Annotated in this window: 22 protein-coding genes, 1 tRNA gene and 5 pseudogenes; 16 read left to right on the plus strand and 12 right to left on the minus strand. The window is 35.3% G+C overall.

Translation table 11 applies throughout. From position 1 onward, the window contains the following. Window positions 1-123 precede the first annotated feature (123 nt). Window positions 124-921 carry an IS5 family transposase gene (locus AAGD70_RS06540; RefSeq protein ID WP_174525418.1) on the minus strand — a complete coding sequence of 266 codons (798 nt, stop codon included), beginning with the start codon at window positions 919-921 and terminating at the stop codon, window positions 124-126. 34 nt (window positions 922-955) lie between these two features. Here AAGD70_RS06540 and AAGD70_RS06545 point away from each other — a divergent pair, with 34 nt between their 5' ends. The 5 genes and pseudogenes from AAGD70_RS06545 to AAGD70_RS07860 all read left to right on the plus strand — a co-directional run bounded on the left by AAGD70_RS06545 (window position 956) and on the right by AAGD70_RS07860 (window position 2,227). Next, the gene (locus AAGD70_RS06545; RefSeq protein WP_341814081.1) at window positions 956-1,090 is read left to right on the plus strand and encodes a hypothetical protein; all 135 of its coding nucleotides are present in this window, start codon (window positions 956-958) and stop codon (window positions 1,088-1,090) included. A gap of 70 nt (window positions 1,091-1,160) precedes the next feature. Beyond that, on the plus strand, window positions 1,161-1,445 hold the full coding sequence (locus AAGD70_RS06550; protein ID WP_038198869.1) for a transposase: 285 nt from the start codon (window positions 1,161-1,163) through the stop codon (window positions 1,443-1,445). 147 nt (window positions 1,446-1,592) lie between these two features. Then, window positions 1,593-1,673 (plus strand): annotated as a pseudogene (locus tag AAGD70_RS06555) (hypothetical protein); the annotation flags it as partial. Between the two features lie 124 nt (window positions 1,674-1,797). Continuing rightward, on the plus strand, window positions 1,798-2,073 hold the full coding sequence (locus tag AAGD70_RS06560) for a DDE-type integrase/transposase/recombinase (protein WP_082942384.1): 276 nt from the start codon (window positions 1,798-1,800) through the stop codon (window positions 2,071-2,073). Continuing rightward, window positions 2,063-2,227 (plus strand): IS3 family transposase, encoded by a 165-nt coding sequence (locus AAGD70_RS07860; protein WP_081600772.1) that lies wholly within the window; start codon window positions 2,063-2,065, stop codon window positions 2,225-2,227. The genes AAGD70_RS06560 and AAGD70_RS07860 overlap by 11 nt, the downstream gene beginning before the upstream one ends. Window positions 2,228-2,316: 89 nt before the next feature. On the opposite strand, the pseudogene AAGD70_RS06565 reads toward AAGD70_RS07860, so the two are convergent. From AAGD70_RS06565 to AAGD70_RS06575, 3 genes and pseudogenes are all read right to left on the minus strand, one after another. Continuing rightward, window positions 2,317-2,695, minus strand: a pseudogene (locus tag AAGD70_RS06565) (IS4 family transposase); the annotation flags it as partial. Window positions 2,696-2,835: 140 nt separating this feature from the next. Next, the gene (locus AAGD70_RS06570) at window positions 2,836-3,690 is read right to left on the minus strand and encodes an ankyrin repeat domain-containing protein (protein WP_065095155.1); all 855 of its coding nucleotides are present in this window, start codon (window positions 3,688-3,690) and stop codon (window positions 2,836-2,838) included. Further along, window positions 3,687-3,821: a hypothetical protein gene (locus tag AAGD70_RS06575; protein WP_255356258.1), complete on the minus strand. Its 135-nt coding sequence runs from the start codon at window positions 3,819-3,821 to the stop codon at window positions 3,687-3,689. Before AAGD70_RS06575 ends, AAGD70_RS06570 begins: the two co-directional genes overlap by 4 nt. Before the next feature lie 156 nt (window positions 3,822-3,977). Between AAGD70_RS06575 and AAGD70_RS06580 the strand changes: the two are divergent. Both AAGD70_RS06580 and AAGD70_RS06585 read left to right on the plus strand, forming a co-directional pair. Next, window positions 3,978-4,992 (plus strand): annotated as a pseudogene (locus AAGD70_RS06580) (IS481 family transposase). Beyond that, window positions 4,989-5,270, plus strand: coding sequence for a recombinase family protein (locus tag AAGD70_RS06585; RefSeq protein WP_065095156.1), 282 nt, complete (start codon window positions 4,989-4,991; stop codon window positions 5,268-5,270). The pseudogene AAGD70_RS06580 and the gene AAGD70_RS06585 overlap by 4 nt, the downstream one beginning before the upstream one ends. A gap of 260 nt (window positions 5,271-5,530) precedes the next feature. Here the strand turns inward: AAGD70_RS06585 and AAGD70_RS06590 are convergent, their stop codons facing one another. From AAGD70_RS06590 to lipB, 5 genes and pseudogenes are all read right to left on the minus strand, one after another. Then, complete coding sequence (locus AAGD70_RS06590) at window positions 5,531-5,674, minus strand: hypothetical protein (protein ID WP_341814082.1); 144 nt, start codon at window positions 5,672-5,674, stop codon at window positions 5,531-5,533. Between the two features lie 93 nt (window positions 5,675-5,767). After that, a complete protein-coding gene (locus AAGD70_RS06595; RefSeq protein WP_245611092.1) occupies window positions 5,768-6,589 on the minus strand; it encodes an LD-carboxypeptidase in 822 nt (273 codons plus the stop codon). Between the two features lie 9 nt (window positions 6,590-6,598). Further along, window positions 6,599-7,431 (minus strand): IS5 family transposase gene (locus tag AAGD70_RS06600; protein WP_341814070.1). Its coding sequence is split into 2 segments (ribosomal slippage): window positions 6,599-7,065 and window positions 7,065-7,431, totalling 834 coding nucleotides; the frame shifts between segments, so codons are not numbered across the junction. Between the two features lie 61 nt (window positions 7,432-7,492). After that, window positions 7,493-7,669 (minus strand): annotated as a pseudogene (locus AAGD70_RS06605) (LD-carboxypeptidase); the annotation flags it as partial. After that, window positions 7,669-8,286 (minus strand): lipoyl(octanoyl) transferase LipB, encoded by a 618-nt coding sequence (gene lipB, locus AAGD70_RS06610; protein ID WP_065094782.1) that lies wholly within the window; start codon window positions 8,284-8,286, stop codon window positions 7,669-7,671. The gene lipB and the pseudogene AAGD70_RS06605, both read right to left, overlap by 1 nt. Before the next feature lie 251 nt (window positions 8,287-8,537). On the opposite strand from lipB, the gene AAGD70_RS06615 reads away from it, so the two are divergent. The 3 genes from AAGD70_RS06615 (at window position 8,538) to AAGD70_RS06625 (ending at window position 9,481) form a co-directional block, all read left to right on the plus strand. Beyond that, the gene (locus AAGD70_RS06615) at window positions 8,538-8,771 is read left to right on the plus strand and encodes a DUF6290 family protein (RefSeq protein WP_012673333.1); all 234 of its coding nucleotides are present in this window, start codon (window positions 8,538-8,540) and stop codon (window positions 8,769-8,771) included. Window positions 8,772-8,855: 84 nt separating this feature from the next. Beyond that, complete coding sequence (locus AAGD70_RS06620; protein WP_245611038.1) at window positions 8,856-9,002, plus strand: type II toxin-antitoxin system RelE family toxin; 147 nt, start codon at window positions 8,856-8,858, stop codon at window positions 9,000-9,002. Window positions 9,003-9,166: 164 nt separating this feature from the next. Next, on the plus strand, window positions 9,167-9,481 hold the full coding sequence (locus AAGD70_RS06625; RefSeq protein ID WP_064085789.1) for a GIY-YIG nuclease family protein: 315 nt from the start codon (window positions 9,167-9,169) through the stop codon (window positions 9,479-9,481). Between the two features lie 20 nt (window positions 9,482-9,501). On the opposite strand, the gene AAGD70_RS06630 is transcribed toward AAGD70_RS06625, so the two are convergent. Continuing rightward, complete coding sequence (locus AAGD70_RS06630; protein ID WP_156518011.1) at window positions 9,502-9,645, minus strand: hypothetical protein; 144 nt, start codon at window positions 9,643-9,645, stop codon at window positions 9,502-9,504. A gap of 492 nt (window positions 9,646-10,137) precedes the next feature. Here AAGD70_RS06630 and AAGD70_RS06635 point away from each other — a divergent pair. Beyond that, window positions 10,138-11,331 (plus strand): annotated as a pseudogene (locus AAGD70_RS06635) (phage portal protein). A 54-nt stretch (window positions 11,332-11,385) separates the two neighbouring features. Here the strand turns inward: AAGD70_RS06635 and AAGD70_RS06640 are convergent. Both AAGD70_RS06640 and murJ read right to left on the minus strand, forming a co-directional pair. After that, window positions 11,386-13,929 carry an AsmA-like C-terminal region-containing protein gene (locus tag AAGD70_RS06640; protein ID WP_065094783.1) on the minus strand — a complete coding sequence of 848 codons (2,544 nt, stop codon included), beginning with the start codon at window positions 13,927-13,929 and terminating at the stop codon, window positions 11,386-11,388. Between the two features lie 3 nt (window positions 13,930-13,932). Then, entirely contained in the window at window positions 13,933-15,420 is a 1,488-nt protein-coding gene (gene murJ / locus AAGD70_RS06645) for a murein biosynthesis integral membrane protein MurJ (RefSeq protein ID WP_065094784.1), read from the minus strand. A 150-nt stretch (window positions 15,421-15,570) separates the two neighbouring features. Between murJ and AAGD70_RS06650 the strand changes: the two genes are divergently transcribed. The 5 genes from AAGD70_RS06650 (at window position 15,571) to AAGD70_RS06670 (ending at window position 20,521) form a co-directional block, all read left to right on the plus strand. Continuing rightward, a tRNA-His gene (locus tag AAGD70_RS06650) sits at window positions 15,571-15,646 on the plus strand. A gap of 187 nt (window positions 15,647-15,833) precedes the next feature. Further along, window positions 15,834-17,921, plus strand: coding sequence for a tRNA uridine-5-carboxymethylaminomethyl(34) synthesis enzyme MnmG (mnmG, locus tag AAGD70_RS06655; protein WP_065094785.1), 2,088 nt, complete (start codon window positions 15,834-15,836; stop codon window positions 17,919-17,921). Between the two features lie 8 nt (window positions 17,922-17,929). Next, entirely contained in the window at window positions 17,930-19,711 is a 1,782-nt protein-coding gene (locus AAGD70_RS06660; RefSeq protein WP_065094786.1) for an aminopeptidase P family protein, read from the plus strand. 120 nt (window positions 19,712-19,831) lie between these two features. Beyond that, window positions 19,832-20,197, plus strand: a complete 366-nt coding sequence (locus tag AAGD70_RS06665) for a hypothetical protein (protein WP_065094787.1) — start codon at window positions 19,832-19,834, stop codon at window positions 20,195-20,197. Between the two features lie 147 nt (window positions 20,198-20,344). Continuing rightward, a complete protein-coding gene (locus AAGD70_RS06670; protein WP_156518012.1) occupies window positions 20,345-20,521 on the plus strand; it encodes a hypothetical protein in 177 nt (58 codons plus the stop codon). The last annotated feature ends 94 nt before the right edge of the window (window positions 20,522-20,615 follow it).

The raw sequence follows: 20,615 nt of genomic DNA on the forward strand, positions 1-20,615 counted from the left end.
CATTTCGAATTTAGCCATACCAATGTCAGTAAATTGATTAAGTAAATAACATTTAATTAGCAATTCTTTTTCACGATTTACTTCAGCTAAACAAATATTTGCTTTAATCTTGAGAAAAACCCTTCAATATAAGATTTTTCCATAATTTATTTCTTTTTTCCATTCTTTCATGCCATCTTCACCGTATAATTTTATTAACCTAATAGCAGCATTTCTGTCAGACATATAATCTATTTCTGGATGTTCTGCCGCATTGTTTATTGGTGGAATTTTTGCCTTTATATCATATTCGTTACACAATTTATAAAACTTGTGCCTATCATATGCTCTATCTGCATATAGTGCTTTTATGGCATGAACTTCTTTTAGCAAATCACAAGTTCCATAGTGATCAGAGTAAACGCCATTACTGTATTTTACAGCTATGGCTTTTTTGCTGTTTATATTCAACATTACATGCAATTTTCTTGTCTGTTCATAGCCACGATATTTTCTGTCAGCGCTATTTTCCTTGCTGTGACCAGGGGTATTGTTGTAAATGCTGATACCTGTACTATCTATAGCAATTTCGATATCTTCCATATTATTTTTATCAATTCTGTAATCATTTATCTTAACATTAAGTTTCTTAAACCTTCTTGAAGCCTGAGAATAGCTGATAACTTGCAAATTTTTCCCAATTTGCTCAAGGTATCCTGCTATAAATCCAACTGTTTGCCTCAAACCTATTCTGAATAGATGGGTTATTATATGTATCAAAATCACCACTTTATTGCTGTAAATATTGTTGCCACCCTGCATTTTTGGCCCAATTTCATACCAATTTTCTATGGCTTCGTTGATATAATGAAAAATATTTCCTCTTTTTTCTAGAAATTTGTTATATTCGTTTTGGTTACTGACTCTCATTTTTTGTGGCATATTTTTTCTTCAACAGTTGAATGGCTATTTTATAATGAATTTTGTCAGTAACTGCCAGATTTTTTCGGTTGCTATGCAACAAAGCCCACTGGAATCCAGTTCTTATTGTACATTCACCTGGTGTAAAGTTAAGTTTCCTGGATCCCAGTGTCTGGGCACTGTAGACTGACCTTACCCAGAAAAAGTGGAGAGAAAGAAAGGAGTTTTTTCGGGTAAAATAAAATTTTGGAGGATTAGAAATGGCAAGAGAATATACGGCAGAATTCAAATTGGAAGCTGTTAAGCTGGCAAATGAACAAAGAAAGGTAGGTCAACCAGTTGCAAAAGTAGCAAGAGATCTAGGAATAAGGGATAGTGTATTAGGAAAATGGATGAAGAAATATAACGAAAAAAAGTCAGCGGCAAATGCATTTCCAGATGTAGCACCTTATGACAAAGAGAGATTTGATTTACAGAAAGAGTTAGCAAAAGTAACAAGAGAAAGAGACATTTTAAAAAAAGCCCTGGCCAGTCAAAAAGAGTAAAATATTTTTTCATAAAAGAGCATAGTAAACACTATAAAGTGCAGGAATTATGTAGGGTTTTCTGCTAGTGGCTACTATAAGTGGACTACAAGGAAAATAAGCAGTAGAGAATCAGCAAATAAAGAGTTATTAGCAGATATTCAAAAAATATATCAAGCTTCTAAATGTAGATATGGAGCTCCTAAAATTCATGCTGAATTAAAGGCTTTGGGTAAAAGTTGCAACTTAAAAACAGTGCAAAGTATTATGCAGAAAAATGGTATTCAGGCTATATTGAGAAGAAAATTTAAAATTAAGAAACAACAAACGGACAGTAGAGTCGTAGCTCCCAATATATTAGACCAAAACTTTATTGTCGATCAACCAAATAAAGTATGGGATTACTTATATAAAAACCAAAGAAGGATGGCTATATTTGGCAACAATAATCGATCTATATTCACGCATGGTAGTTGGCTGGTCAATGAGCAGTTCAATAAATAAACAATTGGTTATGGACTCTTTATTAATGGCCGTTAACAAGCGTAAACCTGCCAAAAATCTACTATTACATAGTGATCAAGGTTCACAATATACTTCGCAAGGTTATCAATATCTCTTATCCATAAAAAACATAGATGAGTCATAAAGGTTGTTGTTACGACAATTCTGTTGTGGAAAGCTTCTTCAGTTCTCTAAAAAGGGAGTTACCAATAGACACCTCTCGGCACTCTAAACAGCATATCAAAACTGCTATATTTGAATATATAGAAATTTTTTATAACAAACAACGTCACTATTAACTATTGCATTCCTGAGCATTTTGATTCATCATTCTCTTTGTGAAAAACATTCCAAACTTTCTCTCCACTTTTTCTGGGTAAGGTCAGTTTCCATTTGGTTCAAACTCGGATACAATTTCCCCAGAGCTGGGTAATCTCATACCAGAACCATCTGCTGCAATAAGTCTATAGCCTCTCCAACTCAGGTTCATCCTGATAGGCTGTTTGGATGCTTAAATTCTTGAAAGCCTGTATGGCAAATCTTATACCTTGCTTTAGAAAAAGCTTGCTTTGAGGGTACATGTCAATGGCTCCATAAGTTCACATTCTATTCCCAAACTTTTTTTAACTAACTTTAAAATCATAGAAAATACTGTCGAAAAAGGAAGTTTTCTTGTTCGTGTAAAACTCAACACAATGGATTTTCTGAAAAGTTTTCGAGTATATTGCATTTTTAATTTGTAAGATAAGATCTTTTCCTTTTTGCATGCCTCACCTAAAAAAGACACATTTTAAACTTTTTTGTTGAAATAAAATAGAAACAAAAGTGCTGTTTCTTGCACTCTTTGGATAATTTAATGATAAAAAATTTAGAGAGAAATTTTATACACTATCGCTGATATTTTTCCTTAAGTTGACGCCATTGTGTGAACGGTTACTAAATTTTCATTCACAATGTTCATTAACTCAGGCGGTAATTGTTTAAATTCAAGTTTTCCGATTCTATCATACAAGCACTTTTTTCTCTCTCCTTCTGTAATTCTACTTTGAATTCGATCCTTAAGCAAATCAGCAAATATTGGAAACTCTTTGTAGCCATTTGATTGTAATTCTTGTAATTGGAGAATAATGCCTTCATTTCCCACATACGAAACTAACTTCACATCGTCTTTTTCTGTAAGAAAATCATTAATGGATATATTTCTATTGCGAATGTTACCAATAACATATGTGCTCATTTGTGTAGTTTCATCTTTACACTTATCCCAGTAACTTGATAACGCTGCATTACCGTTAAGAAAATTTGGTTTTTCAGCATTGAAGTTCTGTAATAATGTATATTCAATGATACATTTAGCTGTACCCGTATTGCGACCTCCTACAGCGATTTGCAGAGCAGTTCTTTCATCATCACCTTTAGCATTAACATTAGCACCATTTGCAATGAGAAGTTTTACTACTTCTACTTCTATTCTACTGAACATTGCAGTCAGGTGTAGAGGAGTATGTTTGTTACGATCTCCAGAATTAACATTAGCACCATTTGCTACTTCTATGTTACTGTATATCATAGCATAGTATATAGGAGTACGTTCGTCATCATCTCTAGCATTAATATCAGCATCATTTTCAATGAGAAGTTTTGCTACTTCTATTTCACCTTTCACTGCAGCCAAGTGTAGAGGAGCCTGTTTGCCACCATCTTTAACATTAGCATCATTTTCAATGAGAAGTTTTGCTATTTCTATATATCCTTCTCTCAAAGCGAAGCATAGATGAGTAGATACCCAATATCTCCATCGCTAACATCAGCTCCCTTTTCTAAAGCCTCTTTTACTCCATTTAAATCACCATTGCTAACTGCATCAAATAATTGTTCTATTGCTCGATTCATAACCTACATCTATTAAATAACCTATTTTAGTATAGTCTCATTTGGTATAATAAGTCGAGCATAATATTTAACTTACACCGCAATCAGCAGATTGAGATCTAGATGTACAGTCCCAGAGAGTGATGGTATACTATCATCATCATTTAAGGAGTCATTATGGGACAGATATTACATGGGTGCGCCAAAACAACAGAGGCGGTGCGTAGAACAATACAAAATAGTAAAGAGAGCATAGCAAAACTTGCCGAGCGCTATGATCTCAACCCGAAAACTATTGTGAAATGGAAAAAACGCTTATTTACGCAAAATGCTACAATGGGTCCAAAACAACCAAGATCAACTGTTTTAACCAAGGAAGAAGAGGCGATAATTGTTGCATTTCGTAAGTATACACTATTGCCATTAGATGATTGCCTCTATGCTTTGCAAGCCTCTATCCCACGCTTGAGCCGCTCTAATTTACATCGTTGTTTGCAAAGACATAACATTAGCAGACTACCAGATGTCGATGGTGAAGTTAAAGCAAAAAAGAGGTTCAAACAATATCCTGTAGCATATTGATATAGCAGAAGTTAGAACAGAAGAAGGAAAGTTGCACCTGTTTGTTGCCATAGATAGAACGTCCAAATTTGCCTATGTCGAGCTTCATAACAGTGCCACAAAACCAATAGCTGCTGAGTTTTTGCGTAATTTGATCAAAATTTTGCCCTATAAAATCCATACTATTTTGACAGATAACGGTATACAATTTACCAATCAAGAACGTCATAAACACGCTTTTCAACACATATTTGATAGAGTTTGTGAAGAACATGACATTGAACATCGTCTAACAAAAATCAGCCATCCTTGGACAAATGGGCAAGTTGAGCGTATGAATAGGACGCTAAAAGATGCTACAGTTAAAAAGTATTACTACAAATCACACCAGCAACTCAAAGAGCACCTTTATAGCTTCGTTATAGCCTACAATTACGCTAAAAGACTCAAAACTCTTAAGGGTCTTACCCCTTTTGAATTTGTATGTTCTCAGTGGACAAAATTTCCTGATTTATTTATACTTAATCCTTACCATCATACTCTGGGACCATACACATTTATCAGAAGCTTACGAGCAGTTACTAAAGTATTCAGTAAAAAGAAACAACGAAAAGGAGGTAGAAAAAGATGATAACGGTGGCCTTGTATGCAAGAGTTTCATCAGACCGACAAGTGCGGGATCATACAATAGAGAGCCAAATTGCAGAGCTTAAGCATAGAATTGCTGTAGATGGACATGAGTTATTGGAAGAATATGTATTCACTGACGATGGCCGTAGAGGGTCAAATTTAGAGCGTGAAGGTTTAAAGAATTTACGTGATAAAGTAGCAGAAGGAAAAATTAATAAGATTTATATCTATTCACTAGATCGGTTGGGCTTTGTTGCATCGCTACTTATGAAAGACTAACTATAATTAGGATTATAAGCAACTTATTGAAAATCTTGTTTTTTTGCAATCAATCTGATCAAATTTAAGAATAGTAATTTGTTATTTATATTAATAAATTTAATTCTATTGAAAATAGCTAAAGCATTGAAATTCTTGAATTTTAGCCGGATTAGTGAGTGGTAGTGAAATTTCTTTTACTCAAATTTAGGTATTCACTGACCGTTCTTGTTATAAATACCAGAATAATAAGCTACTGATATTCTCCACCTTTTTTATCTTTAATCCATCATAGCTAGCGATGCAACAAAGCCATTCCAGACTGGAATGACATCATCCTTTTTTCTGGATCCAAGTAGTCTGGGCACTGGGATGACAGGAGAAAGTGCTGCCGTCATAAAGGAACCAGTGTCAGCTACTTTCATGACACCATCATAAGGTGAAACTGGATCCAAGTAGTCAACTACTCGGATGACAATTACCTTAACAATTTCAAAAGAAGCCTAGTGAGCTATCAGCTATGTGTAGTTAACATTTTGCACGTCCATAAAAAACAAACCTTCTTTTTCGTCTTGAACGCTAATAATAGCGTGAGTGTTAAAAGGTAAAGGATCATTTGTATGTCCATGGCCTACCCCTTTTATTGTAAATACAGGAAAGTTAACACTTTTTGCAAACCTTTCTTTTACAACTTCAACAAGGTTATCGTTATAGCAGTTAACGAAATCCCCAAAGATTACTGCATGTACTCCATCAAAGATGTGGGCTTGTTTTAGGTGATCTAAACTGCGCTCTATTGCATATGGGTAAACTCTTATGTCCTCTAAAAATAGAATTTTACCTTTCGCATTTATTTGCCAAGCGGTTCCTATACTATTTTCAACTAGAGTCATATTACCACCGATGATTTTAGACTCTAATCTGCCATCTTTTAGTCTAATGCCATTATTTATCGTCTTTAGGTTATCAAATCTGATAGAATCCCGCTTGTTAAGAATTAACTCTTTCAATTTTTCAACAGAGCTTTCAGAAACGGAGTTATTTACTATCATTTCCAACATGGTGCCGTGAAGAGTTTGCCAATCATATTTAGCTTGTAGATGGATGTGCAAGGCAGTTATATCGCTATAGCCTATGAGGATTTTTTTGTTTTGAGCAATCCTTTCTTTTTTATCATTGGGTAACTTTTCTAGATAGGGAATTAACCGAGAAGCCCCTTCTCCTCCTCTGATACACCAGATTATTTTACTATCATTAGTTAGTGCACTAATCAAATCATTTGCTCTGAATTCATCAGAGTTGGAATAAAATGGATTATCATTACTAGAGGTTGTCCACAAACCAGTAAATCAAGCATATTCCCTACTTAACATAACTTTACTCATAGCCAGATATATGAAACTTTCAGTAGATGTTGTAAGTAAATCGTACTCCTTTGATAGCCTTCTATTTCTATTGATCCAAGCAAAAGTCCTCTCTACCACCCACCTTCTCGGCTGTACTGAAAATCCAGGATCCCGTTGTGGCAATAGTTCTAGTGGTGTATCTTTATGCACCCAAAACCTACATGGAGGCCTTTTGACAATTTCAATATCTATCCCATATTCTCTCTTTACGTAATCCTTTAAATATTTTCCTTGGTATCCCATATCAGCCCACATTTTCTTAATATTGCTGTATTTTTCCTTCATATCGTCCAATGCCATCTTCACCCCATCTCTGTCATTTTCGCTTGCAGCTCCTACATAGCAACCAAGCACAAATCCTTGAGTATCTGTGATTATATGTCTTTTTCTCCCCTTTACCTTTTTCGCACCATCATAACCTTTGACCCCCCTTTTTCCGTGGTTTTTACCGATTGACTGTCCACTATGCATGCGCTCGGCTCCTCATTTCTTCCCATTTTTGACCTACTATATTTAGTGATATCATAGTTCATTTTCTCAAAAATTCCCTGCTTTTTCCATCTTCTAAACTGTTCATGCACAGCCTTCCACGGCGGAAAATCGTGTGGTAAATAGCACCATTGACATCCTGTGCGCAGTATATAAAGAATTGCATTTACTATCTCACACTTACTGTATTTTGGTGGCCTTCCTCCTTTCTTGTACGATACTCTGAAGTGTTTTTCTATTCTTGCCCATTCCCTTTTACTTAAATCTGTTGGATATTTTTTCCTCATCTCTTACCTCAATATTCTTTCTTTATATACTACGTATTCCTTGGTTTGTGGACAACCTCCTATATATTTTCTCCGAAATATGGGGATTAAAATCCAAAGCTTCTACATATTCTTTTATAGTAGTCAGATCTGATTCTTTTCCCTTCGAAGAAGGAGCAATAATATCAACTTGGTCGATTGCATGAATACTTGTGTTAGCACATAAAGTGAGAATGAAATATAAAAGATAAACAATCATTAAAATATCTTATAAAACTCTTTTTTTAGTATATCATCCAATTCAGAGAGTGGAACTTTCACTCCTAGTTCTTCCATTGACGTGACGCCATAACCTTGCAACCCACAAGGAATAATACCCTTATAGTGAGAGAGGTCTGGAAAGACGTTAAGCGCTATGCCATGATAAGTTACCCATTTTCTTAAACGGATACCAAAAGCTGCAATTTTTTTTTCTACTCCGTTATGGTTTACCCAAATGCCTATTCTATCTTCTCTAAACTCTCCAAGTATATTAAATTGCTTTAAAACATTTATGATCCACTTACTTAGATCTCTAATATATAGCTTTATATCGCATTTGTTTCTTTTTTTAAGGTTTAACATTAAATATATAATGCGCTGTCCTGGACCATGATATGTGTGTTTACCACCCCTTCCTGTTTTATATATGGGAAATAGTTTTTCAACAATATCATCAGCTGTTGCACTGATTCCTGCAGTGTAAAGTGGAGGGTGCTGGAGTAGCCATACCAATTCGTCTGCTAAATTATTGTGAATTTGTTGAATTTTCTCTTCCATAGATTTTACAGCACAATTATAATCAATAAGCTGATTAGATATTAGCCATTCTGTCATGTTCAATTTCTTTTTTTTTAGTATAGCAGTTCGTTTTTTCCTGTTATTCCAGTGTGTGACACTGAGCGCAGCCTTCCTTATTCCTAATATACTTAATACTAACTTCTATGCTATTTCTCCTTAACAAACATAGTACATGACAAATGTTTAATTATTTGTCAACACAGGTCCTCTTTACGTATAGGCAACTTTTTTTATTGAAAAATTCAGAAAAATGTTGTATAATTATTAGTAGATTTTAGGTAAAATATATGGCAAACTCAAAATTTAGCATAACTTTCAACAACGAAATTTCAGAGTGTCTTGCTGGACTGGCTAAAATAAGAAATAAGTCCATTAAAGAACTAGCAGAGAAGCTAATACAAGAAGCAATTGAAAATGAGGAAGATAAAATACTAATTGAGCGTGCTGCTAGACGTAATGTTTCAGGTGTGAAGAAAATTAGAAGTGAGGATGTAGACTGGAATACAATATTATCTTCATAGAAAGCGTTCTTGAGAAAGACCTTCCAGCTCTTCCAAAAACAATAAGATTAAGGATCATAAATGCGATAAATAAGCGCCTTACAGTTGAACCTTGGTGAGTCATTATATTACAGATTTAAAGGACAAAAAAGATTAAGGGTAGGTGATTATCGCGTTATCTATTCCGTAAATATTATAAAATATGAAGTGGTTATCACAGAGATAGGACACAGAAAAGACATTTATAAGTAAGTACATCATATAAACATTAAATATATTTTGTATCCGTTCAGCAGAGTGGCAAAATAGGTAGACAAGGTGATCTAAAAAGATAATCATAGAGTAAATGTGAGGTAAGTCCTTACAATAAATGGTGCCATCCCAGTGCCCAGACACTGGGATCCAGGTTACTATATATGAAAAGTTATTATGTTTATATACTTGCAAGTGAACGAAATGGAACCCTGTATATAGGTATAACATCAAATTTAATCAAACGAATTTGGGAGCATAAAAGCAAAGCCATTTCCGGTTTCACGTCAAAGTACAATGTTAGTAAATTAGTCTACTTTGAGGAGTTTCAAGACATAAATTTAGCAATTAGTAAAGAAAAGCTTCTAAAAAGCTGGCAGAGAAAATGGAAAATAAACTTAATTGAAAAAACAAATCAAGAATGGAAAGATTTATATGATGAAATCGTATCTGGATTCCAGTGTCAAGCACTGGAATGACACCATTTGTTGGTATCCGTTCAGCGGAGTGGCAAAATAAGGTAGACAAGATAAATCAATCCCAGTGTCAAGCACTGGGATGACAAGGTATAAACCTTATCGTCATGCCGCCGCGAACCGTCATACCGCGATTCATTCGCGGTATCTCTAGATCCCGCTAACAAGTAGCGGGATGACGGTTGTCAGGGTGTCATTCCAGCGCCCCTATGATGTCATCCCAGTGCTTGACACTGGGATCCAGGAATTTTATTAAGTTGGTAAGCATAAAAGTAGCCGTTTTATGTTAAAATACAACGTTTTGATGATTATGAAAAAGCTGGATTCCAGTGTCAAGCACTGGAATGACATCGTTTACTATGTGCCATATTGCAATGTTCATATAGCTGTGTGTCACGCACTTTGCTTCAATATTTGCACATTAGCCACTCCTCTGAACAGATACTATATTTTTACTCCTTCCTGATTCATTTTCTACCTTAGGTGGCTTCGCTCAGCTCAAAAAAAAAGCTCATTCTTTTTGCTACCCCTTATTGTGCCTGCCATTTAACTACTGTGTAGAGATTGCTCTCAAACATAATGTTCGTACGTTAGTATATCCTTCCTGTGACACCAATTGATATAATTCTACCACAAATTCAATTTTTTAGGAGGCACATATGAATTTCAACATTTTTCAAAGAAAGAAAAGCGCAGTATTTACTAAATACTCTGCTTTGCAACTAATGATGGAGCCAAGTTGGAGTAAGCGTGATTATGTAAGTTTTGCTGAGGAAGGTTACATAAAAAATGTTATTGCCTTTCGAGCAATCAATATGATTGCAAGTGCTGCATCTTCGGTACCTTTTACTCTCTGCCAGCTTACTGACCAGGGAAAATCGCAACTAAAAGCCCATCCATTACTGAAATTACTTTATTCTCCTAATCCAATGACATCAAAATCGGAATTTATTGAGGGGATTGTAACTTATCGGTTAGTTAACGGCAATTCTTATATATTGATGGTTGAGTCGCAGAACAGTAGAAAACCACCAACAGAGCTTTATCTTCTGCGCCCCGATAGGGTTGAAATTGTTCCAGGGAGAAATAACGTTCCTTATATCTATCGTTATACCATAAATAACAACAGTTATGACTTTAAAGTTGATAAACTAACCGGACGTTCAGCAGTGTTGCACTTAAAGACCTTTAACCCTTTGAATGATTGGTATGGGTTATCACCAATTGAGGCGGCTGCATATAGCATAGATCAGCATAATCAAGCGGGTGCTTGGAATCAAGCGATGTTGCAAAACGGAGCAAGACCAAGTGGTGCAATAGTTGTGAAATCAGCGAAAGATGGAAGTGGTGGAAGTTTAAGTCAAGAGCAGTACTAACGCTTAAAGGCGCAGATAAATGATCATTATTCAGGTCCTGTCAATGCTGGAAGACCGATATTGCTTGAAGGAGGCTTGGAGTGGAAAGAAATGAGCTTATCACCAAGGGATATGGATTTTATTGAGTCCAAACACAGTTCAGCTCGTGATATTGCCCTGGCTTTTGGCGTTCCGCCGCAGTTGCTTGGCATACCAGGTGATAACACTTATAGCAATTTAGTCGAAGCACGCTTGTCCCTTTGGGAACAGACGGTTTTACCAACGCTAGAAAATATTATCTGTCACCTGAATTCTTGGCTGATACCAAGATTTGGTGAAGATCTGTGCTTGTCGTATGACAAAGATGCAATAGAAATTCTCATGGAAAAGAGACAAAAGTTGTGGAAATACGTAGAAAACGCAAGCTTCATGACGCTCAACGAAAAAAGAGAAGCTTTTGGCTTGCCACCACTGCCAGGTGGTGATGAGTTAGGTTAAGTTTGTATCCGTTCAGATGAGTTTATTGTCCCCTAAATCGTACACCTAAGTAAATTAGCTATTCCTCTTGCCAACCAGAGCGATGAAGATTTGGTCTACATCAAAACTCATCTTAGGACGCCAAATAGGGCCATCCAAATGCATATCGATATAGATTGGATTACTATAGTTTGGTGGTATGAAAAAGAACCTGAATATAGAAACTAAAGCGAAGTTAGATAAGGTTAAATTAGAAGAGATCGACCCTGATGCTTGATCAATCCCGAACTGTAAACTAGTTGAACATATACCACTCTTAATACTTGCTTTTCCGCTAATATTTTCAAAAAATGTCTTGCCATTATATATATCAACATAAGCAAGTGTGGAAATTTCAGATTTATTCTTACTGCTTAACAAATTAGTGATAAATGAATTAAAATCCACATTAGTAAATTCTATTCCCTGCGCTTGTAAATTTACATCTCCTGATAAGCTATTAGCCCAATCATGAAAACTTTTTCCTTGAGTTTTGATTTCACCACTTAAGCTTATCTGACCATTTACATTGTCAATTCCTATAACCTTACTAATCTTTTTAGTGTCAAAATTGGAAATGAAAAATTTTGTGTGCATTGAATCTGATCTTAAATAACCCTGAAAAAACACTTGCCCGTGTCCTAGTACGTAACTTATCTGCCTGATAGTGATAGTGTTGTTTCTAATCACCGCATCCAAATTAAAATCTTTCAAAACATTCTGCTCGGTTTTAAATTCTGTAGTATTGATTTGCACATTTGCATCAAAGCCTTCTTTGTCATCCAAAAAATCAAGCTGCTTTGTTGACCATTGAATTTGATCTATCTCATTTCTTGAATTTCTTTTTACCTCTACTAAATTCGGTAATTTAAAGATATTTCCATTAAATTTACTGCCCGTAAGGTTAACATCTAATAAAGGTTTGGCGTATTTTTGATCTGCTAATATTTTTGCATTACCGGTAATATCGAAATCTTCTCCATATAGCTTTATTTTATCTGCAACCAGCTTACCTTTTTCCATTTTTAGCAAAAAATCCAAATTTTTAATTTTCGTATCATTCAATGTAAAGTCATTAACACTGGCCTTTATATTTGCATCATACTGAAAATTTTTCAGCCATTGCATTTTAGATAAACTGCTAAATAATGAATGATCATATTTATCTGCATCAAGATTATGCATACTAAATTCACCATTGATCACATTGTGTTTTTTTGTGTGGCTTACTCTAATTGACCCTTGCAAGGATTCCTTATTATTTAGCAGTCTAATGTCTGAGATAGATAATATTCTTGGTGCAAGGTGCAATTTAGAACTTAGTGTAAATTGATTTTTCTGGTTTTCTTTCATCTTTATAGAAGGGAAAAAACATGAAATGAATGACTCAAAATCACCTCCTTCGACTAATAAATCACCGTCGAATTCAGATAGGGCATTATTATTTGAGATCTCTCCTGATAAGTAAGATATATTATTGATTCCAGGAAATTTAAGAAGCGTATTAACTTTTACTTTGCCATCAGTGGATTTTAGTACAGCACGGAAATTGTCCAATATTTTGTTTTGATATTGAATGTTAGAAGCTTCCATATTAAAATTTAAGCTCAAGTTCTTTGGCACAACTGCTCTAAAACATTCCAGAAGATCCTTCATATTCATTGTTTTTTGTAAATCATCTTGCATGAAATCTAAGTCAACTTTACTGAAGCTAATATTGAAATTAGTGTGATTGCCTTTTCTATCATTTTGTATTGTACCGCTGGCTTGCATGCTTTTGGAATCAATTTTTAAGTCAGTTGCCGTAAACTCACTTTCATTAAGACTTATATTGGATGATATCTTGATATTTTCGCTAGGAATAACACAAGAGAGAAAGCTAAGATTAATGATTTTTGCTAAATCACTCACAGAACCGGAACTGTTATTAATTGTTAATGTTAAATTACCCTGGAGTTCTTCTTGATTTCTATTACCTGTAAATAGCAAATTTACAAAATTTGATTCAACACTAATGTGTACATTCCTTTTTGTGATATTAACCTTTCCTGAAAAATCGTAATTATTATCACCTACCTTTACTTTACCAAAAAACTGCTTATTTTTTTTTACAGCAACTTCCTTTATGTTAACAATATCAGCGAAATCATTCTTGAAACTTACTTGGCTGTCTTTTATTACTATATCGACTGTGTTACCACTGGCGTTTGTATTTATAATATTAAGTAAATTTTCTTTGTTGCTTTTCATGCCAAACAATGTGATTGACTTTGGTTGCAACGAAAATAAAAACAACGATAGGAACGATGGCCTTATTTCAATTTTTCTTACACTAATTAAATCTGACAACTTTTGCTCTTTATTTTCGTTGTATTGTACGTATACATTATAAATAGTGAGCTTTGGGGTAATCAACGAAACTTTAATTTTTCCCCCAATATGCACTTTAGCATCATACGTCTTCTCTAACTCTTTTATGATATATTTCCTGTAGCCACTCCAATCCTTAAAAGTTGCAGCAACATGCATGAGAATTAATAGCAGCGAGATTGATAATATAGCATATAAAGAAAGTCTCATAATTTACACATGCTTAAAGTTTCCCTTAAATATTAAATAGAGAATACCAAAATAAACAATACCACTCAAAGCTATTAAAGTCGTTAAATAAACAATACGAGCCAACATTTTATCAAAAAATAATCCTGCCAACAAAGAATTAAAAATATAAAGGGCTATTGACATGACTGCCGTTGCTACAAAAATTTTCATGACATTTAACAATAACGCTTGGCTAACCTTATACATTTTATTTATTGTTAAATAACTAATTAATAGAATAGAGTTTATCCAAGTGGAAACGGAAGTAGCAATAGCAATCCCCGTATGCTGATACTCGTTCATTAACAAAAGGTTTAGCACTACATTAATTCCAAGACACATTAGCGAAAATATGGTTGGTATTTTCAGATTGCCTTTAGCAAAAAATGTAGGTAGCAATACTTTATTTATAATAAATGCAGGTAAAGAAAGAGAAAATGCTATTAAAGTGGGAACAGTTTGCTGCACTGCATAATGATCAAACCGGCCGTAAGAAAAAAGCGTAAGTAAAATTATGTCGGGAATAATGATAAAGGCAGCAGTTGTTGGCATAATTAACATTAATCCTATGTTGAGAGCCTTGTTCTGTATTTTGACTATATTTTCAGTATTATCCACCTGTTTTGAAATTAAAGGAAGAAGCACTGTGCCAATTGCAGTACCGATTATTCCCTGCGGTAGTTGATTTAGTCTATCGGCATAATATATATAGGACACCGCATTTGGTATAAAACTCGCCATGATTGTATCAATCCATAAGCTTATTTGAGTTACACAATTGTTGATAATTGCAGGTATCACACGCTTAAAAAATAACCTTACTTCATTGCTTAATTCAAGGCTAAAAGAAAAAGCTGCCTTTAACTTGTATGCACTAAATAGTATCAAAAGTAGCTGGAAAATTCCTCCTATAAGGACAGCTATAGAAAGGTTGTGCGCTGGAGTTTTTACGTAAGGCACAAACAAACTGATGATTAAACAGAGATTCAAAACGATTGGTGCAATAGCTGTTGAAGCAAAATGCTGCTTTACTTGCAGCATTCCACCAATAAGTGATGCAATTGAAACAAAGATTATGTAGGGCATCATAATTCTTGATAAAGTAACAGTAAGGGTAAACTTACTTTGGTCAAATCCAGGAGCAAAAATTTGAATCATATAAGGGGAGAAAGTTTGCATGATAAGGCAAAAAATTACTAAGATAATAAACGTAATGGATATTACACTACTTGCAAAATTAAATGCCTTTTTATTATCATATGATTCTGTCGAATATAATGGTATGAATGAGGTAGTGAACGCTCCTTCTGCAAAAAATGCTCGAAATAGATTGGCAAAGCGAAACGAAGAAAAAAATATGTCTGCAAGAGAGTTTGCACCAATAACCGTAGCAATCAATACATCTCTTATTAACCCTGAGATCCTTGAAATAGCCGTAAAAAAACTAAATGTGAAAATACTTTTAAACATACCACTACTTCATTAGTGTCAATACAATTAACTATAATGGTAAAAGTATCAATGAAAATATTTATTGGCTAAACTTAAAACCCTCTGCAAAAGGAGAGTTAAATAATCAATTGACTATTTGCGCTCGTATGTTAGATATTTTATATCTTGGCGGGCGTAGCTCAGTTGGTAGAGCGTCAGTTTGTGGTACTGAATGTCGCCAGTTCGATCCTGGTCGCTCGCCCCACTAAAACCCGATAATTTGAAAAACCGTCATCCCGCTGCTTGTTAGCGGGATCTAGAGATACCGTGACGGTATGACGTGAGTTAGCTATACATTGGCCACTGATGATTGAAATAGTTAATTACTGTAAAATTTGACATTAACCGCTAATAGTTAGAATATTAGTAGAGTAAGAATTACTCAAGAAGGCATGCATAAATATGATGTAGTAGTAGTAGGTGGTGGTCATGCAGGGTGCGAAGCTGCAGCAGCAGCAGCTCGCCTTGGTGCAAACACGCTGCTTATAACTCATAAAATTTCAACTATAGGAGAAATGTCCTGCAATCCAGCAATCGGAGGAGTTGCAAAGGGCGTTGTAGTCAGGGAAGTTGACGCTCTTGATGGAATAATGGGAAGAGCAATCGATCAAGCAAGTATACACTCAGTCATTTTAAATAGCAGCAGAGGTGCAGCAGTATGGGGCCCGCGTGCACAGGCAGACCGAAAATTATACAAGCAAGCAATACAGGAAATTATTCTAAATTATAATAATTTGACGGTAAAAGAAGAGTCGGTTGACGATTTTCTTATAGAGAGTAATAACAATGGAGAATTGTGCATTAAAGCTGTAATAACAAGCTCAGGGGAGCATATACTGACAAGTAAAGTCGTTCTAACTACAGGGACTTTTCTGCGGGGTGTGATTCATATAGGAGAGCAGGTAACTCCTTCAGGGAGAATGGGAGATAAGCCTGCCGTAGAACTTGCAAATACGTTGAAGAAATATAATTTTAAATTAGGTAGATTGCGTACCGGAACTCCGCCAAGGCTTGATCGTGGCACTATAAACTGGTCAATATTGCAAGAACAAGTGGGTGATAGTCCACCTGTGCCGTTTTCTTACTTAACAGAAAAAATTAACCAACCTCAGGTATCATGCTTTATTACTCATACTAACGAAAATACACATAGAATAATTCGAGAGAACCTTCACAGGTCAGCTTCTTCATATTTGGATGATATTATAGCACCAAGATACTGCCCATCAATTGAAGTTAAAGTTAAAAAATTTGCAGAAAAAAGTAGCCACCAAATATTTTTAGAACCAGAAGGGCTGGATGATGATACTGTATACCCAAACGGAATTTCAAATTCATTGCCTGTTGAAGTGCAGCGTGAAATGATAAAGAGTATTAAAGGACTTGAAAATGCAGAAATATTGAGGTCTGGATATGCAGTTGAGTATGACTATATTGACCCACGAGAGCTGTTTCATACTCTTGAAACCAAGAAAGTCAAAGGTCTATATTTTGCCGGCCAAATTAATGGCACTACTGGATATGAAGAAGCAGCAGGGCAAGGAATTATTGCCGGAATTAATGCAGCACTCTCTGCATCTGAAAAAAAAGAAAGCTTTGTTCTCCATCGTACAGATTCGTATATCGGCGTAATGATAGACGACCTGGTCACCAAAGGGGTGATCGAGCCTTATAGATTATTTACCTCACGTGCAGAATATAGGCTAGCTATCAGGTCAGACAATGCAGATAGAAGATTAACACAAAAAGGTTATGATATTTCCCTTGTTTCGCATGAGAGATACTCTGTTTTACAGAATAAACTTGAATCCATTAAGCAGCTTGAAGAGAAGTTAGGGAGTCTGACGATTACTCCTGAGCAGCTTAGGTCTTATGGTATCAAAATATCTTATGATGGGATAAGAAAAACGGCACTAGATCTACTTAGCTACCCAAATATCGACTGGAATAAATTACAAGAAATATGGCCGGAGTTAAGCAGCGTCACGCGCTGCACAACGGATACTGGATCCTCTTCCGTCATCTCAGGACACTCTCATGTCATCCGAGTAGCTGACACTGGGATCCAGCACTGGAATGATAACAAAACGGATGCAGCTGACACTGGAAAAAATGTAGATTCCAGCGTCACGCGCTGGAATGACAAAATGGAGTGCTGGAATGACGCCGCAGTGGGTAGCATAACTAAGAATGAAATATGCGAAGCGGTTGAAATTGAAGCAAAATACAAACCTTATCTAATAAGACAAGAAGCAGATATGAAGTTTTTACGAGAAGAAATCAATACTCAAATTCCAATCAACTTCAACTATTCACAAGTTAAAGGCTTGTCAAGTGAAGTAATAGAAAAGTTGCAGACGATAAAACCAGCAACAATTGGCATTGCAAAGCAAATACAAGGCATCACTCCCGCAGCGATAGTTAGCATATTAGTGTATTTGAGAAACAGGAAAACGAAAGTAGCTGCTAATTTTGTGTGAGGTATTCCATGTCAAAAATCAAAGAATTTCGTTCTTTTATGCACGAAATAAACGTTGATGCATTTGTGTTGCATACTAAAGACGAATATTTAAATGAATATTCAGACGAGTTAACCAAGTTATGTGGCTTCACAGGAACAAATGGGCTGCTCATTGTTACAAAAAACAACAAGTGCCCATTTTTTACAGATGGACGCTATATCACACAAGCTCACAATCAGCTCGATCAGGGCAATTTTCAAGTATATAATATACAAGAAGAGGATCCACGCGAATGGATAAAAGCAAACTTAACATCGACTGCCTCACTAGGTTATTATTTGCAATATTTTACCATAGAAGATATAAGAAAGTATGAGAATATCTGTAAATTAATACCCTGTTTAGCTGGAAAAAAAAGTGACTATCGAAAACAAGCAGTGATTTTACATTCTATTAAATATGCTGGTGAAAGTAGTAAGGACAAATGTGAAAAAGTCGCTAAAAGTATAGATAAAGAAGCTGAAGCAGTGCTTTTAACTGATCCAAATTCAATTTCATGGTTATTAAATTTAAGAAATGAAAATGCTAAATATACTCCATGTATATTGGGCCGTGCTATATTGTATAAAAGCGGTAATGTTGATTTGTTTATTCAAGATAAAGAACATTCAACTATAGAAGCAAATTTAGGCAATCATATAAATATTTTTGATATTAGTGAGCTAGAAAATTCGCTGCACAAGCTAAATTCAATAGTTATAGATCCAAGCACAACTCCAATGAGTATCATGGCTGTAATAAAAAATAAACAGGTAGCTGAGAGAGAAGATCCTTGTCTAATTTATAAAGCAGCAAAAAACCAAACTGAAATAGCTGGGGCTATAAATGCGCATATCAGAGATGGAGTGACAGTTACAAACTTCCTACATTGGCTTACTAATAGATTTACTGTCATCCGAGTAGCTGACACTGGGATCCAGGAAAAAAACATAGATTCCAGCGTCACGCGCTGGAATGACACCAAGGAAGATGATAATTATTCAGATAAGAAGTTCAATGAAATGACAGAATTAGAAGCTGAAGAAAAGATTTTAGAATACAGAAAAGAGCAGAATTTGTTTAAGCAACTAAGTTTTCCAATAATTTCAGCATTTAATGAGAATGGGGCAATAATTCACTATCGTGCAAGCAGTAAGACGAATAAAGTAATTCAGAAAGATGGACTGTATTTGATTGATTCTGGTGGTCAGTACCTTGACGGCACAACTGATGTGACAAGAACTGTAGCAATTGGCAATCCCACTGATGAACAAATAACCCGCTATACAATAGTATTGAAAGCGCACATTGCTGTAGCAAGTGTCATCTTTCTTCCTGGCACTACTGGTGGAGAATTGGATATATTGGCACGTACGCATTTATGGAAATTTGGAATGGACTATATGCATGGTACAGGGCATGGAGTAGGAAGTTACCTATCAGTACACGAAGGACCACAAGCAATATCAAAGGGAAATAAAGTGAAACTCACGCCAGGCATGATACTTTCCAACGAACCTGGTTATTACATTCCGGGAGAGTATGGAATAAGAATTGAAAATCTGATGTATGTTGACAGACAAGAAAATGGCTTCTTAAACTTTAAACAACTGACCTCTATTCCGTATGACAGAAGGCTAATAGACGTGCAAATGCTTACTAAAGATGAAATTGAATGGATAAATGACTATCATCGATTTGTCTATAAAAACTTAGAAAATAGCGTCAAAGATAAGGAGTGGTTAAAGAAAGTATGTGACCCTTTATAAGCAAAGGAGCATTTTTTATTGTTTAAAGAGTATTAATGCAATTGTGATGAGTATTTTGTATTGTTTTTAATTTAAAAACAATATATAATAGAAAATCGATATTTTCAAGTAGGTGTAATTATGACAGGTAAAGTGCAAGAAGATGAATTTATGAAGCAGTATATGGATACTTGCAAAGAGCAAATAGAAAAATTAGCCAAGGATCCTGAATTGCTTAATCAGACTTTAAAACCATTTATGCAAATATCTCAGCAGCTTATGGCTGGCAGTATGTTAGAAGGCGCTATGCCTAACATGATACCTGATTTGGGTGGTATGGATATCAACAAGATGATTGCTCAGATGAAGGAAATGATTGACTACATAAAAGGTAACTATAAGGAACTGATGAAAGAGCGCAGCTCGCAAATTCAAGAGCTTGATGAATCCAGTAAGAGGCTAAGAGGTTTAGTTAAAAAATTGATAGAAAAGATCGAAAGTAAATAAATAATATCTAACGCGAGTCTCTTCTGTCATTTTATGTACAACTTTCTAGTTGGACGGTAAGTCGAGGTCAATTATTGATATCATGAAAGTAGCTGACACTGGTTCCTTTATGACGGCAGTGCTCAGAGGTGTCATCCCAGCACCCCTATGATGTCATCCCAGTGCCTTGACTACTTGGATCTAGAAAAATTGATTGTGCACTATGCAACATTTTCGATCAAAAGCTGGATTCCAGTGTCACGCACTGGAATGACATCATTTATTATGCAACATCGTGTCACATTGCAACGTTCGTACAGTTGTGCGCGGTATCTCAGCCGCTAACGAGTAGCGGAATGACGAATTTGTCGTTTTTCAAATTGGTTTTACAAATTTGAAAATTAGTGTTAAATAAAGATATAAATGCAAAAGGAAAAGA

It is taken from the genome of Wolbachia endosymbiont (group A) of Nomada flava, from assembly GCF_964027055.1.
Classification (GTDB): Bacteria; Pseudomonadota; Alphaproteobacteria; order Rickettsiales; family Anaplasmataceae; genus Wolbachia; species Wolbachia pipientis.